The organism is Rhodoferax sp. BLA1, from assembly GCF_013416775.1.
Taxonomy (GTDB): domain Bacteria; phylum Pseudomonadota; class Gammaproteobacteria; order Burkholderiales; family Burkholderiaceae_C; genus Rhodoferax.
Genome location: NZ_SZVI01000001.1, coordinates 545,494 through 560,860, shown reverse-complemented (window position 1 = coordinate 560,860; position 15,367 = coordinate 545,494). Strand labels below are relative to the sequence as shown.

Annotated in this window: 12 protein-coding genes; 8 read left to right on the top strand and 4 right to left on the bottom strand. The window is 56.5% G+C overall.

The annotated features are described in order from the left end of the window. Window positions 1-8 precede the first annotated feature (8 nt). From FDG13_RS02730 to FDG13_RS20970, 4 genes are all read left to right on the top strand, one after another. Entirely contained in the window at window positions 9-677 is a 669-nt protein-coding gene (locus FDG13_RS02730) for an SOS response-associated peptidase family protein (RefSeq protein ID WP_180125249.1), read from the top strand. A 38-nt stretch (window positions 678-715) separates the two neighbouring features. Then, window positions 716-1,018 carry a hypothetical protein gene (locus FDG13_RS02725; protein WP_370528142.1) on the top strand — a complete coding sequence of 101 codons (303 nt, stop codon included), beginning with the start codon at window positions 716-718 and terminating at the stop codon, window positions 1,016-1,018. 225 nt (window positions 1,019-1,243) lie between these two features. Further along, window positions 1,244-1,702 carry a hypothetical protein gene (locus FDG13_RS02720; protein WP_180125248.1) on the top strand — a complete coding sequence of 153 codons (459 nt, stop codon included), beginning with the start codon at window positions 1,244-1,246 and terminating at the stop codon, window positions 1,700-1,702. Next, complete coding sequence (locus FDG13_RS20970) at window positions 1,699-1,830, top strand: hypothetical protein (protein ID WP_255435036.1); 132 nt, start codon at window positions 1,699-1,701, stop codon at window positions 1,828-1,830. The genes FDG13_RS02720 and FDG13_RS20970 overlap by 4 nt, the downstream gene beginning before the upstream one ends. Before the next feature lie 504 nt (window positions 1,831-2,334). Here the strand turns inward: FDG13_RS20970 and FDG13_RS02715 are convergent. After that, the gene (locus tag FDG13_RS02715; protein WP_255435035.1) at window positions 2,335-2,529 is read right to left on the bottom strand and encodes a hypothetical protein; all 195 of its coding nucleotides are present in this window, start codon (window positions 2,527-2,529) and stop codon (window positions 2,335-2,337) included. Window positions 2,530-3,217: 688 nt separating this feature from the next. Between FDG13_RS02715 and FDG13_RS02710 the strand changes: the two genes are divergently transcribed. Continuing rightward, on the top strand, window positions 3,218-4,030 hold the full coding sequence (locus tag FDG13_RS02710; protein WP_180125247.1) for a hypothetical protein: 813 nt from the start codon (window positions 3,218-3,220) through the stop codon (window positions 4,028-4,030). Window positions 4,031-4,170: 140 nt separating this feature from the next. On the opposite strand, the gene FDG13_RS02705 is transcribed toward FDG13_RS02710, so the two are convergent. From FDG13_RS02705 to FDG13_RS02695, 3 genes are all read right to left on the bottom strand, one after another. Continuing rightward, window positions 4,171-4,944: a S1/P1 nuclease gene (locus tag FDG13_RS02705; RefSeq protein WP_180125246.1), complete on the bottom strand. Its 774-nt coding sequence runs from the start codon at window positions 4,942-4,944 to the stop codon at window positions 4,171-4,173. Window positions 4,945-4,965: 21 nt separating this feature from the next. Further along, window positions 4,966-5,949, bottom strand: a complete 984-nt coding sequence (locus tag FDG13_RS02700; protein ID WP_180125245.1) for a hypothetical protein — start codon at window positions 5,947-5,949, stop codon at window positions 4,966-4,968. A 322-nt stretch (window positions 5,950-6,271) separates the two neighbouring features. After that, window positions 6,272-8,884 (bottom strand): AAA family ATPase, encoded by a 2,613-nt coding sequence (locus FDG13_RS02695; protein WP_180125244.1) that lies wholly within the window; start codon window positions 8,882-8,884, stop codon window positions 6,272-6,274. Between the two features lie 329 nt (window positions 8,885-9,213). Here FDG13_RS02695 and FDG13_RS02690 point away from each other — a divergent pair, with 329 nt between their 5' ends. The 3 genes from FDG13_RS02690 (at window position 9,214) to FDG13_RS02680 (ending at window position 15,236) form a co-directional block, all read left to right on the top strand. After that, a complete protein-coding gene (locus FDG13_RS02690) occupies window positions 9,214-10,554 on the top strand; it encodes a DNA cytosine methyltransferase (RefSeq protein ID WP_180125243.1) in 1,341 nt (446 codons plus the stop codon). 61 nt (window positions 10,555-10,615) lie between these two features. Next, entirely contained in the window at window positions 10,616-12,823 is a 2,208-nt protein-coding gene (locus tag FDG13_RS02685; RefSeq protein WP_180125242.1) for an McrB family protein, read from the top strand. A 4-nt stretch (window positions 12,824-12,827) separates the two neighbouring features. After that, complete coding sequence (locus FDG13_RS02680) at window positions 12,828-15,236, top strand: DUF2357 domain-containing protein (RefSeq protein WP_180125241.1); 2,409 nt, start codon at window positions 12,828-12,830, stop codon at window positions 15,234-15,236. Window positions 15,237-15,367 lie beyond the last annotated feature (131 nt).

The window sequence follows — 15,367 nt, the reverse complement described above, 5'->3', positions numbered from 1 at the left end:
TGATCGCCGTGTGTAGCCACTACCAAGCCATGAAGGAGCAGGACCGGTACCGCCGCCATTTTGGCGTGGCACCGCCTGCTGAGCCAGGCAAGTTCGATGTCTGGCCGGGTTACGCCGCATCGTTCATCAGGCGCCCCAGAGAAGCGGATGTTGGTGATGATGCCGTTCCCCAGCGTGAAGCAGTGTCTGGTCAGTTTGGTCTGATCCCCCACTGGGCTACCGATACCCTGATTGGACGCAAGACCTACAACGCCTGCAGTGAGACTGTGGCCTTAAAGCCGAGCTTTCGAGATGCCTGGAAGAATGCCCAGCACTGCATCATCCCGGTGGATGCTTTCTTCGAGCCCGATTGGCGCAGTGGCAAGGCCGTGCCGACCCGCATCAGCAGTGAGAACGGTGACCCGCTAGGCATTGCGGGTCTGTGGTCAGCCTGGAAGTCACTGAAGGGGCTGGTTCACAGCTTCACCATGCTGACCGTCAACGCTGACAGCCATGAACTGATGTGCCAGTTTCACAAGCCGGTGGACGAAAAACGCATGGTGGTAATCTTGCCGCCCGACAGTTATGACGCCTGGCTACAGGCCAGGCCGCAGGACAGCATGGACTTCATGCGGGTCTATGCCGGGCAGTTGGTGGCGTCTGCTGAGCGGCCTGCGCAGGCTTCATTGCTGGACTGAAGCAGCTGGGTCGGAATAGGCGGGGCGACAAATTCAACATGGCGCGTGGCAAGCACTATCACGTCTATGTGATCGAGTTGTCCATGGAGGTGTTGGACAACGCCCGGTTCATGCGGCCAAACCCAGACTATCAGGATGGCAAACCCTTTGCTTATGTCGGCATGACCGACTGTACCCGGATGTGCGCTTTGGCAAACACAAGACAGGGAATCAGGCCAACCAATATGCGCAGTGGTTTGGGGGGCCTGTTCCCAGAGCTCTATGCCATGTACAACCCGCAGACCTATGATCGAGCCAGGAGTCTAGAAGTGGAACTGGAAATAGACCTACGCGAGGATTGATATGGGGTGTGACAGGCTTAAGGGGCGAATCCGGTACGCTGTGGTTCAAACCGGGCTTTACAAGTCGCCCGGATGTCTTCAAACTCTATTCGACAACAGCAACGTGTCGAACGGATGAAAACTTGCAAGGGCCACTTCGCTCTGACGAGTTCTTGAAACAGTTCATCTGCAGCATGCCTCGTTCGAGGCTGTTCAATCAATCCCAAGCCTGGACCGGAGTCGCATGTGAAAAGTTGGAAGCGTAAACGTCAGATAGGCCATCTTCTGCATGGCCGATTTCATTCCATGCGCTTTATCTGGCGTTCCGAGGAGGAACGAGCTTGGCTCGATATGGTGCCAATTGGCCGTGAATTTGGAAGTCCGGATTACGAACGACTGGAGCAGGAAGACCATCAAAGGAGGCAGGCCAACTTGGACGAACTTGTCTCCATATCAACGCAACAAGCGAGTGGGGTTCCGAACTCGGATGAATGGGATTCCCAAGCCGCAATCAACGTCCAGAAAGCGCTGCTGGAATTGGGCCATGACGTCAGCACAGCTGTGGCTGTCGAAGTTTGGCGTCACTATTCCCAATCACTGAAAGCCACCTGGATGGCTGGTGCTGAATCGGTGGTGACGGCCAAAATGACTCTGATTGGCCATTGCACACGTTGTCAAAGTGTTGGGCTAACATTGAAGCCATGACCACTGCTGCAGGACTTGTCATCGCATTTGCACTGATAGCCATTGGCGGTGTCGGATTGGCGGTGTTCGCCATCATGCACCGTGAGCGTCTGCCTGGAGATTCGGGTTCAAACCCAGGAAGTAAATGAGTGCATTGGTGCCAACAGTGGCATTCCCTACCAGTGAAGATTAGCGTTGCATAGCTTCTGGGTCGACATAGCCCAGATCTGCATACACATTGGCAGTGCCAACTTCAATTGCCTCGGCCATCTGTTGACTCATCTCTTGGGTGGTCGCCAGACTTCGGCTATTCAGCGTCACATTGCACATGCTGTGGCTCATTCGAACCGCTATCACGTTTGATTCGGTACTTTTTCGCCTCAGAAATCAGATAGAGGCCACCACCAAAGATGATGCAGCTAACAATGAAAAGCAGCAAGTAATCGAACATCAGTCAGTCTCCAGGATGTGACTCATTCAGCGTTATCAGCATCGCTCTTGGGCTTCGAGTTGGGGCTCACATCCTCTAACCTGTGCGTGTTGACGTAAAGCCCAATTCCGCACAGAACAAAGGTAAAGATACCAAAAGCAATCAGCAATTCGTTTGACATTTTGTGTAGCCAGCTATTTACGGAAACTACTTTGGCGATCCTCTATTCGTCGTGTTTGAGGTGGTACTTCTTCGCTTCTGGCTTCACCAAATCCCGGAGGATCAGGCGGGCTACTTCGGGCTCACCACTGAGAAAAAGCGTTGCGGCTTCGTCGAGGAGAGCCTTTGCAAACGTGGGATCATGCTCAACACGCTCAACATCGGTTGCCTTGAAATCACGGGTTAAGGTCATATTCATTGACGCCGCGCTATTTTGTTCGTAAGTCTAAGCCCAACGTGGCTTTTCTCAACAGTGAGATTGGTAGACTTGAGTGGTGATTCTGAGTCACTTTCGCAGAAATGAGTTGATTGATTCGCCTCAGAAAGGGTTGCGCTGCGCAACCCCAACCGGGCGCAACAGGCAAAGGGCACGACATGGACATTCTTGTTTTGAGCATCGTTGCTGGTCTCATTAGTGTTTTTGGCCTCTGGGTCGCAACGCGGCCTGTTTCTGAGGAGGTTGCAAAGGAGAAGACGAACAAGATGCGAGTCTCTCGTCGACCTTTGGTGACACCTCGCCCGCGAAGAGTTCGGCTGTTGAGCAACAGAAGATAGAAATTGCAATAGCCTCCCCTCATTCGCGCTGAGTAGGGTGCCCAGACCATTGCCGGGCTGCGACGACCGGCTGAATGAACTGAACAAACGTCGAAGTCGTGGGACGTAGCAATCCGCCTTTTGCCCCCTTGTTCTCCAGCAGAACGGAGCTTGTAAGGGTTAACTCAGCCGCTGCGGTGTTTCTTCGGCGCGGATGAAATTGGCCGCTGCACCGTTGGCTCAACCATGACTCAGATGCAAAATGTCACTGCCCATGCAGTGTCTTTGGCACTGCATGATCTGCATACCCTAGTTCGCAAAACTTGCTCAATCCTCGTAGCTGGAGATGTTGGATGACGGATCAGTCGCATAGATTGCTCGCCATTGTGGCTGTCGATCAAGCACACCGCGTTCGCTGTCAACAACCGCACTGCGGGCACGGTGTCTATGCTCGGATTCATGTTGTCGAAGAGGGTGGTCAACTGCTTGTCTTGGGATCGGACTGCTTTGCAAAGCGGTATGGTGCTGTCCAGACGTCTGGTGTCCATGGGCAGGGAGGCGGCGGAAGGGTGCTTACCGAAGCAGAACGTGAGCTGTTGGTCAACAACACACGAGCGTTGCTGGAGCAGTTTGAGGCCGAGCGCCGCAAGGCCATGGAATTGGCAGAAGAAAAACGCCTTCAGGACCAAGCGCAAGAGGCCGCCAGACAACAGGCGATGGTTGAGAAACTGAGGTCGCTAAAAGCCCTGTTTGAGCTACGAAATCCATCCACTCGCGCTATGCAACCAGCCTACACAGAACCATTGGAGCCCCAGCAGACGCATCTGGAAGTAACTCCCACGCCATCATGGGCGAGTCTGAAGAAAGAGCCTTCCTCGCTTTTTGCGTATGGTGTAGGTGAGGGCCAATGCTGGGTGCTCATTCAATCTGCCACCCATGGTGGTTGTTTCATTGCCCCAGCTCCAAGTGCGTTTGAGTCTTGGGATGAGGCATTGCCGCCCAGCGTGGGCCGCCCTGACCTGGAGCGTCAAGTCTATGTGAGCGAGAAATCCATCAACGATTTGGTTGGGTGGTTTATGCAGCGCCACCCAAAAAGCAGTCGTATTGACAGCGATCCCCTGGCGATACAGCGCTATGCGCTTGAGTGTGCAAAATCTGTCAGCTAACCCGAGCCACTCAGAAACCTTGCCATTGATCACCGCAGTACCGCGTTGCCACCGGCGATTTTTCTGTATGAGAAAGTGACGCGACCATTGGCTTTGACTGAACTTGGATCCAGCACCGTCCCAGACCCGCCAATCAACTACTAACGCAGCACTCGATTGAGCAACTCCGCTAACCTTGCACCAGCCGTCACCAACTGGTTCTCCATCACCGGTGTGAATGCCTGAACGTAGTCCTGCTCCACAAACCGACCCGGATAAAAACCCTCACTGGCCACAATCCGGCAGGACGCCTGGGCTGCCTGGGCAGCGCTCCAGGGTGCTGTCGTACCTTTTGGGGTCCTGACCAGCAGACGCTGGCTCAGCGTGTCCGTGTCTTCCTGCACCATCTTGATCAGACCACTGTCCCATAGCGCATGCAGGTTGCTGCCCTTTCCGAATGCCTGTAGCTGGTAGCTGTTGCCACCCCGGTCATCACCATACCCGGCATGCAAGGGCTGGTGCACATCTCCGACAAAGTGAACCAGGTACTTGAGAGCCAGCAGGCGCTTGTCATCGGTAGCTTTTGAAGCCAGTACCTCGGTTTGCCTCTCGATGGCTTCCACCACACATTGGCCATCGGGACAATCGCGCTCACGCTGGTACACACAGGACTCCCTGGGGAAGTTCACATAGTGCCAGCGTGCCGTACTGGGACTGCGGTGCTCATCAGCCCAGGTGGAGATGGAGGCCAGTGTTTCTCCGGGCTCCAGTGCCAGTAGCCGGGACACTTCTGCCTTGGCCTGTGGTGTCAGCTGATCCCAGGCCAGATTGGCAATGACATGATGGCCTTGTACGCCCCAGGCCTGGACCTGGGAGGCACCGAGCCACAGACTCAGGCACAAGCCTAAACCCAGAAGACGGGCAAGCAGCTTCATACGCCTGAGAGATCGTCCAGCTTAGGCCTGTGCCTCAGGCGTCGCTACTGCCTGGACTTCGGGCTGGGCTGGTGTCGGTGCAGGTGCAGCTGCTGTTGTCGCAGTTGGTGCAGGGGTTGTTGCCTGTACCGGGGTCTTTTCAGGAGCTGCTGCCGGTTTTTTTGCCGGTGCCGGGCTCTTCTTGGTTGCCTTGACCGCCACCTTGACCAGCTTGTAGCTGCCCTGAGGACCGGCCACCAGTCGGCCTACCTTGGTGAGGCGAGCCAGCGCCGCAGTCATGGAGCCCACGGGAATGTTGGTGTCTTTGGAAATCGCTGTCTGGTTGATGTGCTCAAACTTGTCGGTGTTGAGAATCTTCAACAGATAGGCCAGGAGCTTGGCGGGGTTGCCTTGGAGCTCCTGGGGGGCAACTGCTGTGGTACCGGCCGTGACCTTGGCGCCCTTGGCAATGGCTTTGGTTGCGGGCTGGGTCACAGACGCTTTGCTGGTCGGTTTGCCTGTTGGGGCCTTGGCTGCGGACTTCTTGCCTTTGGCAAGCGGTGTAGCTGCTTTGGTGGTGGGTACAACCGTTGGCGCCTTGGTTGCCTTGGCCGTCTGTTTTTGGGTCGTTTTTTTCACCTTGACGGTGGTGGCGCTGAGGTCGACGGCTTTGGAGACAGTCTTCTTGGCCGCCTTCTTGGTGCCTGTGCTGGTTGGTACGCTGGTCGGTGCGCTCAGGGCGCGGGTTTCGCGCACGATGGGCAGGTCTTCTTCGGTCAGTTCACCGGCAATGCGATAGAGCTCGCGCAGTTCCTCTTCGATGCCCGACAGCTTCTTGGATAGACGGGCAACCACTTGCCAGCTCTCGATCAGGGCAGCGTTGCCCAGGCTGTAGGGGGTGTTGAGGACGGCGGCGTTGGCGCGTTGGGCGTAGGCAGCGACTTCACTTTTCAACTTTTCGTCGGCATGGAAGATGGCGGTACCGGCCTTTTGCAGAGCAGTGAGGGTGGAAGTAGAGATTGGCATGGAGAGCAGGTCCTTGGAGAAAGAGAGAAACAACGTCAAACGGGGTAGGACACCGGATGGATCAATAGAAGACGATCTGGTTCGCGGTTGCCCGTGCATCAGGTTTTTGTTCTGATCGGAAGCGGATTGTAGGAAGGCAAAGAAAATGCGCTTGTAGATATGAAAGATGACCTCAGAAAGTACCCACACGCAGGCATCAGTTCATATGACAGCTCCTAGGAGTCTGGGCGGTAGAAGAAAACACTGTCGAGTTGATCTGTGATCGTCTCAAGGGTCAGCAAGGTTCTTCGTCACGTGGCATGCTAACTTTCGGTTGAGACCATTACTTGCGGCGTGCCTCGACAGTCGATTTTCTCGCCTCCACCGCAGCTCGCCAACTTTCCAGCTTATCGATGTCGGCGCGTAGGTCGTCGTAGTGTGGTGTGGCTAACTGGGCCGGTGTCGCGGGATCGTGTCCCGAATACTTCGAGCTCTTGGTCATGCCCGCGTTGATGGCTTGATAGTCGCTATCCTCAACGATCACATATTTGAGCTTTTGGGTAGACACACCTTCGATGAATCGTGTGACGGCCCCTTGAAGAAGGACCTCTTCAACCCCGCGCTCCCAAGCCATGCGCAAATGTGCGTAGGCCTCGCGGGTGAGGCGCGTGGTCTCGGCTTCGTCGCCGGTCTTGTGAATTATTGCGACGTTGTCGCAAAGTTGGCGAAGCGCTTTCACGCGCTTTGAGGTGCTGAGCGTGTCGAAGGGTAGCCTGTCGGCTTGAACACCAAATCCGGCGGTTCCCTTGCCAATGCACTGGGTTGTGGCGGGCGAGCCAGAAAGGTCAGCCTCTTGCTGGATGATGCAAAGGAAATAGATGTCGTGCGTAAACACGATGACCTGCCGCTGCTTGGATTCTTCAACCAGTCGACTGGCAACATGGGCGCGCCGGCGGTGGTCCAAGGATGAAACTGGATCATCAAAAACGACGCCTCCGAGTCCTTTTCCAAGCTTCACCTCCGCTAGGAACGATGCGATCGCGATGGCCCGCTGTTCGCCTTCGCTGAGAATGGCTGAGGGGGCTCCGCCGCCGGGAAGCTGCAACGCGAGTTTGAATTGGGTCCGGCCACCAACCGACACCGGTTTCATGACGGCTTGAAGCTCATGGACGTTGAGAACCTTCAATTCATCGTTGAGGGCGTCCGCGACTTCTTGTGTCGCGAGGTCTTTGGAGAGGTCCGTCGACTTTCGAGAGATTCCAGTGGTTGAAAGACCGTTGACGCAGGCTTGCAGTTTTGCGGTCAGAGCCAGCTTGCCAATGGCGTCCATGACAGTCGTTTTTAAATCGGAAAGTTTGGTCCGAGCTTCAAGTTCGGCCTGCTCTAAAACCATCGCCGCCTTGGCTTTTTCGTCCATGGAGGCTTCGAGCGTTTTGGCCTCTGCGAGCAGCGCCGTCGCTTTGGCTGTCAGCAAGGTGCTCGGGTTTGTCGGCAATGGCGAGATGGATTCCCATGTCGAGGTGGCGCCGCAGGCCTTCAAGGCGGCGTTCCGGCGATCCAGCATTGCATTTTGAAATCCGGAGCACGCGGTCAGATCTTCGGGAAACGCATCGATGATTTCGTTGGCCAAGGCTTCATCGATAAGGAGATCAAGGGTGGCCGTTTCGAGCTCCCTATAAGCGTCTGCGGCTGTCTTCTTAGCGGCCTTGGCGGCGGTCTCCGCAGCCTGTTGAATGAATGTGTCGAATGCAATAAGTCGAGCTACGCCATCGTTCCCCAACGAGTTTTGGCAAAGTGGGCAAGTTGAATCGGGCGGTAGATGCGGAAAGATATGCCCCGCATGCGAAACAGTCGCAAATTCGCGGGCAGCTTCAAAGAGATCTTTCCAAAGCTGATCGCCAGTTCCGGCCAATTGGCCTGGTTTTTCTTTGAATTGCTTGGACGCGAGCTGGGCGACCGCTTTGGCTGCGTTGGATTTGTTTACCAATGCGTGTAACGCGTTGATCTTGGCGTCGTCGACCTTCGAAGCCGCGGCGCCAACCCGTGTGGCCAGTCCAGTGAAGCGGGTGGAGCGAAGCCGCAAAACTTGCGCCTTTTGCTTTGGATCGGCTTCGGCGAGGGTCTTGTTGAGGACGGCCAACCGTGCCAAATCTCCTTCGGACAGCGTGGCGAGCGCATCGACATCGGAGATTTTGGTCTTTGCTGAAAGTCCAAAAAGCAACTTCCCGACTTTTGTGGCGGTCTTCGCAATTGAAGCGAACGGCTCTAAGTTGGGCTTGTTGGCTGCGATTTCATGAAGGGCCAACCCTTTAATGGTGGTGCATGCCTTGGCAAGCCCTTCGAGAAGGTCTAGCCCATAGGGGACATAGGCGAAGTCTCCCTCGTTGTCCACGTAGGCTCGAGCGCAGTGCGAGTCGAATATAGCGATTTCGGACAGTTCCTCCGGCGAAGCGTGTCCGCCTTTCCACGCCAAAGGCAATTCCGTTCCGTTGACGTGGACGACGAATTCAGCTTCCGGCGGGCCGAACTTGCCAGTCTCTTTTCGTGCGTTGGGCAGTATCGCTTCTGCTTGATTGCGCGCCCGGCACGCTTTTTTGAGCACCCGGCTGTATCCTGATTTTCCCGTGCCGTTTTCTCCATAGATGACGGTGAGGCCCGTCAGGCTGATTGGAAGGCTCTGGCCCTCAGCCAATGCGTTCACGTTCACCAGATTTTTGATGGCGGAGATCTGGACGAGTCGGTCGGGGACGGGCGGCGGAGCCAGATCGGTATCGGCAAGCGCCGCTGGCATGCGTTCATTTGGGTCCTCGATGCCATGTTCGGACTTGGCCAAGGCATAGAGGTCGTCTATGTCAGGCCCGGAAAGCGTCCGATCGACATAAAGCCGCCGGATCGCGTCTTGTTGCCAAGCAGGCTGCGCCTTCGACCATTTGTGTATTTCTTGAAGAATCGTCACAAACCCCCCCTTTTTTCTGAATTGTGCTCCCATGCGCGCATGGGAAATTGCGGGCCATGGGAGGTTTTGAGAGGGAACGTCGCTTGAAGGCCACGACTCGCTTACGCTTATACTGTTCAAACAAACAGTGTGTAAATTAAACCAGTTATATTGGACGGCGGTTCACTACGATCTCCTCTGCATCGAGTCGTTGTCCATAGCGGACAATGGGGCGTCTACGCATGTGCGGATTCGATCGTGCGAGGGTTCCCGTGGCGTGAGCGGTGAGAGGCAACGTTTGGCCTTGAGAGTCCTCGTGGCTATGTTTAAGGCATTTTTTTCAATTTCTGATGGCAACCAAAAAAGCGAAAGCGGCTCAACATATCAAGGGCGAGGCGCCAAAGACAAGTTCGAAAAAGCCAAGGGTGAATTCCTTCTTCGCGGGGATCGGGGGCTTCGATCTAGGGTTTGATCGGGCGGGGATATCGACTTCGTTTCATTGCGAGATCAACAGTTTTTGCACTAGCGTCCTGCGCCGCCACTGGCCCGCTGTCCCATGTGTCCCGAACATCTTGGAGTTAAAGGCCGAGGAGATTCCCGATGCGGAGGTCTGGTGCGGTGGTTTTCCATGCCAGGACGTGTCGGTCGCCCGCGGCTGGCTGGGGCGCGATGGTTTGAGCGGCAAGAACACGGGCCTGTTTTATCCCTTCGCTGAGCTGGTCAAGCAAAAATTGCCGCCCGTGGTTCTCATGGAGAACGTGTCGGGCTTGCTGAACTCGCACGATGGCCGCGACTTCGCCGTCATCTTGCAAACCTTCCAGATGCTTGGATACGGCGTGGCTTGGCGCATATTCAACACCCGCTACTTCGGAGCTCCCCAGTCGAGGCCGCGGGTCTATATCTGCGCGTGGAAGGGCTCGGCCATAAACGCGTTGAACGTTCTCTATGAGGCGGGCCACACGGCTTTGCCCGAAAGCGCTCGTTTGGGCTTCTTGCGCCCAACCGTATGCGAAGAAACCGGCGCTCATGTTCCCGAAGTGGCGTTTTGCCTTGCAGCGACGTCGGGGCGCCACACAGGCACCGATTGGAGTCGCTCCTATATCTCGTATCACGACGAGGTTCGTCGGTTGACGCCCACAGAATGCGAGAAGCTTCAAGGCTTCCCTGAGGGATGGACCTTCCCGCACGAAGATTTTCATTTGAGCGATGACGCTATCGACACCATGCGCTATCACGCAATTGGCAACGCCGTCTCGGTTCCGGTTGTGGAGTGGGTCGCCAAGCGCATTCGGGCGGAGCTCAAAGTCGCCGTACCGAAGGCCAAAGGGGCGGAGCCTGCCGACGCGGTGATCGATTACGCCAAGAGCCGCGTGCCAGACTTTGCTTCCGCCAAGGCCACCACAGTTCAGATCGAGACTTTCGTGGACCGCGACAACGCGCCGAAGATCAAGTGGAACAACGGCGGAGTGATGTTCGATGGCTTGTGCCACATGTCGCCAGTGTCTCCCGCGCCCAAGAAGCCGGTGCACTCGCGGGTGGTCGATTCGCTCGACAAGGTCAAGCCTTCTGCGCGTTATTTCCTGAGCCCGAACGCGGCGACTGGAATCCTGCGCAGGGTGAACAGCCAGGATCGGACATTGTTCCAGCCCTTGGAAGCCGCATTGCAGCGGTTGGCGAAAAAGGCCCCATGAAATCTAGGCGACACTCATGGGGACTGATCAATCAAATCAGAATAAGATAGGGAGCGTGGCCATGGGAAATTTTGCGATCATCAGACTGGGCAAAGACAGCGTCGCAGACATCAAGAAGATAGACGCGTGGAAGAAGTCGCCGACGCCTCCCGTGTTGATCGACGTGAGCTGCACCCAGGTTCCTTCGGAGCTTGCCCTTGGCGACTTCGCGTTCATTTGCCTTGGCTCTGACAACAACAAGGGCGGAGCCATCGACTGGACGCGTGGACTCCGGGCTCTTGGCACCGTCACAAAAAAGAGCGGTGGCCCCAATTACGCGGATCAGTGGGTGGTGGGCGTCGAGATCAAAGTCATCTTGCCGCAGTCGGTGAACCAGAAGGATTTGCTTGGCATTGCCCCGGTGGCCTACTACTGGTGCTCGGACGTGCCGGTCCTTGGCGTGGACACCCATGCAAATCAAACGGTGCAGATGATCAAGAGAACCGAGCCCAATCAAAACGTCATGGCGCTCGTTTATGGCTTGAACGCGATTCACCCAACGTTCCGAGCGGAGACGGTCGCGGCCTATCCTGAATTGGAGAACTTGTTCGCCTATGAGCCGCCTGATCCCAAAGGGGAAAGCTCCGCTCCCGCGCCTTCTAGCCCGTCAAGCAGCTCTGGCCCCGTCGATTTCGCCAACATCGTCAAGCAATTTAAAGCCGACGCTGATGTCGCCGAACTGCGCATCGATCCGGCCGAAGCCCATCGCTTTTTGGCCAGCCTTCTGTCTAAGCGGTTTTTGATCGCCTCGGGACTTGCTGGATCGGGAAAGACTAAGCTTGCGCAAGCATTCGCGACATGGCTGACGCCATCGGCGTCGATCGCTGATCCATTTGTCCCCGGAACAATTTTCGAATCTGATCGCGTGAAGTATGTGGTCAAGAAGTCCGATTCGGTGGGCGTTGAATTTTGGAATGAGAATGGGCATGTAGCCAGCGAGGCGAAGGCCGATGAGGCCGATGGCGACGCAGATGATGAAAAAAGCGAAAAGGATGCGGATGCGGATGCGGGTGAGGGTGAGGGTGGCAAGCGAACCATAAAAAACATGGTGCCGCGTGAAATCATCGAAGAGTGGGCCAATTGGTTCGAAGCCAACAAAAATGCAGAAGATGTGCCGATCTTGACGATATCGAATGAGATCGAAAAAACGAGCCTGTTCAGCCCATATTTGCATCGCTTCCGCCCGTTCCTGAAATTGGCTGCACTCGCGTTAATCAAGGCTCGCGTCAAAAAAGGCGGGGATAAATGTTACGAAGTCGTCCCGGTCGGCGCCGATTGGACCGGAAATGAAAACATCCTCGGATACGCCAACGGGTTGGATGTCAAGAGTTACGTGTCCAAGCCAGCCTTGGACCTGATGCTTCAAGCCAAGGCAAATCCTTCGGTCCCACATATCCTGATATTGGACGAGATGAACCTCTCGCATGTGGAACGCTACTTCGCCGATGTGCTCTCCGTCATAGAGTCCGACGAGAAGATCAACTTGCACAGGGACGCCGAGCGCAAGTCTGATGGCGTAGTGGTCCCCAATGAGATTGGCCTGCCCAAGAATCTGTTCATCATAGGCACGGTCAATGTCGACGAAACGACCTACATGTTTTCGCCAAAGGTTCTCGACAGGGCAAGCGTGATCGAGTTCCGCATGGATGCCGAAGAGCTCGCTATTTTCCTAGGAAATCCGAGCAAACCTGACTTGTTGAAAATCGCTGGTAAGGGTGCGGCGTTCGGCCCTGCCTTTGTGGCGCAAGCTGGTGGCCAAGTTCCCCAATTCGCCGATCCGCTCAAAAGCCAATACGAGGCGGAAATGCTGTTGTTCTTCAAGGCGCTTAGCGGCAACGGTGCCGAGTTTGGCTACAGGGTGGCGCATGAGGCTGCTCGGTTTATACACTTTTACAAGCTGCTCGGAGGACACGCCGACTCCGATCTGGCGTGGTTCGCCAAGGCTTTCGATTGTTTGGTCGCCCAGAAATTTTTGCCGAAGCTTCATGGTTCGCGAGCCAAGCTTGGCCCGCTGCTCAAAAAGCTCTGGTTCCTTTGCGTGTCCGACACGGTTGCTCGGGGCGATAACGCTCTGGCCGCGGCGGAGGCCGCTGCCAAGTCCACTGTGAAGACCTTTGAGCCGTCGCCGGTGGTTCCAGATGGCGCGCCCTATGCGGTGAGTGCAGAGAAGATCGCTCGCATGTGGCGCTTGCTCAACGACAACGGATTCGCCTCTTTCGCCGAGGCGTGAGATCGTGCGTCCGCTTTCGGATCACGAAGTCCTTTTCCGAGCCTCTTCGGGAGCGTTGCTCGCCCGCGTCAAGCTGACGCCAGCAAAGGCGACCGCGCGCGACGAATCAGCCCCCCTGGTCGAAATAGACGAGGCGGAGGCACGCGAACATGGCGAGACCACGGTCCAGTTGCGAGAGTCCGAGCGTTACGAATACAAGGTGTTTCCTGAAAATGGCGACGACCTGCGCTTGCGTTGCAGCTTGTCGAGCAGGCGCAGCAGCTTGGCGGCGACAGGTGCGCGCGACGAGGGATTGATCGAGACTAAAACGTTTTGCGGGACGCTTCTTTTGGAGCTGGTCCAAGGCCTTGTGGACAACGACAAGGCTCCGGTGGCGTCAGCGTTGATCGACGTCCGTTCGCTCAAACTCGATTACCGGACTGAATACCGAGGCATGCTTCGCCGCTTGGCCGATGAGCTCGCAGGTTTAGTGGCCGACTCTCGCTCCTCCGCGAAGGTGGGCTTTCAATCGTCTTTCGAAGAGAGGACCGACGAGGGGTGGCTGCAAATACAGCTTGAATTGCTCCGCGAAACGCTCGACTGCTCCGACTTTTCGTCGGCCATGCAGCGCATCCTTAGTTATCCGCATGAGCGGCTGACGACCGTGGTCGATTCGGTTTCCACCGAACGACCCATTCGTTGGACGCCATCAGCTGTGCGCCAACTCGTGGGCGGCAACCCGCGACGAGCGATACCGGCCGGACACCCGCTGCGGGTTGCCACGGGATTGGAGAGTGTCGCCGAGAGGGTGCTGATTCCACGCCGATCGCGCGACCTCGACACGCCTGAGAATAGATTTGTGAAATTCGCCTTGGGCGAGTTCCGCTCGTTCTTGACCCATGCCCAAGTGGTTTTCGAATCGCGCAAAGGATGGGGCGCTTCCTCGTCTCTAGCCAAACGACTCGCGGGAACCGTTGAGGACTGGCTTGGCCGATCGTTGTTTCGCGAAGTTGGCCCAATGAGCCTAGCCCCTTTGGGCAGTCCTGTTCTCCAACGCAAAGCGGGTTACCGGGAGATTCTTCGCTGGTGGCTGCGTTTCCGAACGGCGGCGGAATTGTCTTGGGAGGGCGGCGAAGATTTGTTCAAGGCTGGGCAACGCGACGTGGCGAGCCTCTATGAGTATTGGCTGTTTTTCGAGCTGCTGGAGTGGTTCTATGGCAGGTGCCAAGGAGGCGATCGCCCAGCGGTCGAAGAGTTGGTCGACGGGCTCAATGAGGGGGAGCCAAATTTGCGGCTCCGAAAGCGGATCGAGTTGGGGCCGTTCGTAGGCATGGTAGCCGGGAGTCAACGCAGGCTCAATGCGCGCTTCTCCTACAACAAGCGCTTCGGGCCGACCAAGGAGCGGAGCGCGGGCGGAAGTTGGACGAGGGCATTGCACCCGGACTACACGCTGACGTTCTGGCCCGAGGGGATTGATGAACAAAAGGCGGAGTGCGACGAGTTGTTGGTCCACGTCCACTTCGACGCGAAATATCGGGTGGAGAACATCGAAGGCCTTTTTGGAACGGAGAGCTCGGACGACGCCGATGAGGAAACCGACGGTAATTACAAGAGGCAGGATCTGTTGAAGATGCACGCCTACCGAGATGCCATCAAACGCTCGCAGGGAGCCTACGTTTTGTATCCAGGTAGTTCGTCGAAGCCCGTGCGGTTCGAGGGCTTTCATGAAATTTTGCCAGGCTTGGGCGCTTTCAGCGTGTCGCCGGACGATGCGGGCCGGGCTCAGGGGATGGATCGCCTATCGCTTTTTCTCGATGAAATGCTCGCCCACTTGTGCGACAGGACAACCGCGCAAGAACGCGGCAGCTTTTACCTCATGGAGGCTTATCGATCCAAGGCCGACGTCGCGCCCAAAGCCGGATTGGCGCTTCCCGAGTTGGATGTCTTTGGGGACGCCTATCGAGCGCTGCCTCCGGCCGAACACATGGTCTTGGTCGCATGGGGTTACGAAGACGAACAGCTCGCGTGGATGCGCGTCAACAAAGTCGGCGTGGCCCGTCTTGGACCTGTCGCGGGCGTGTGGCACGTTCAATCGGATTTATCGAGGGCGAGGCACTTGTTGCTTCGAAATCGCGTTGGAGGCCCTTCCGCGGGGCTTTTGCGTTTGACCGCTCCCGGCTATCGAATCCTGACCGATGTAGATCTGGTCGCCATGGGTTATCCGTCGCCTGCGATCGGCGAGGTCCATGCGCTGTTCGACGTCGCCGATCAGCCGGATTGGGCTGGCGTGACATGGCCAGCGAAGACGATCCTGCGGGCAGTGCGCGAATTCGAGGCCACAAACTTGGCTCGACATGGCGGCAACGTCGGCGCCCAGCGTGGCGTCCCAAGAATCGTTTCGCTTCTCGGCCTGCTCAAAGCCTTGCCGAAATAGCGATGGCAGACGTCTTCGATCCCGCCACGAGGTCCGCCCTGATGGGGCAGATCAAGTCGCGTGGGAACAAGACGACCGAGGTGAAGCTTGTTGAGGTTTTGCGATCAAATGGCTTGACGGGATGGCGCATG

What these genes read in the sequence shown, in the direction of transcription:
- FDG13_RS20970 (WP_255435036.1), top strand. Translation starts at nt 1,699, where the DNA reads ATGACCACTGCTGCAGGACTTGTCATCGCATTTGCACTGATAGCCATT.
- FDG13_RS02715 (WP_255435035.1), bottom strand. Translation starts at nt 2,529, where the DNA reads ATGAATATGACCTTAACCCGTGATTTCAAGGCAACCGATGTTGAGCGT.
- FDG13_RS02725 (WP_370528142.1), top strand. Translation starts at nt 716, where the DNA reads ATGGCGCGTGGCAAGCACTATCACGTCTATGTGATCGAGTTGTCCATG.
- FDG13_RS02685 (WP_180125242.1), top strand. Translation starts at nt 10,616, where the DNA reads ATGGGAAATTTTGCGATCATCAGACTGGGCAAAGACAGCGTCGCAGAC.
- FDG13_RS02710 (WP_180125247.1), top strand. Translation starts at nt 3,218, where the DNA reads ATGACGGATCAGTCGCATAGATTGCTCGCCATTGTGGCTGTCGATCAA.
- FDG13_RS02690 (WP_180125243.1), top strand. Translation starts at nt 9,214, where the DNA reads ATGGCAACCAAAAAAGCGAAAGCGGCTCAACATATCAAGGGCGAGGCG.
- FDG13_RS02700 (WP_180125245.1), bottom strand. Translation starts at nt 5,949, where the DNA reads ATGCCAATCTCTACTTCCACCCTCACTGCTCTGCAAAAGGCCGGTACC.
- FDG13_RS02705 (WP_180125246.1), bottom strand. Translation starts at nt 4,944, where the DNA reads ATGAAGCTGCTTGCCCGTCTTCTGGGTTTAGGCTTGTGCCTGAGTCTG.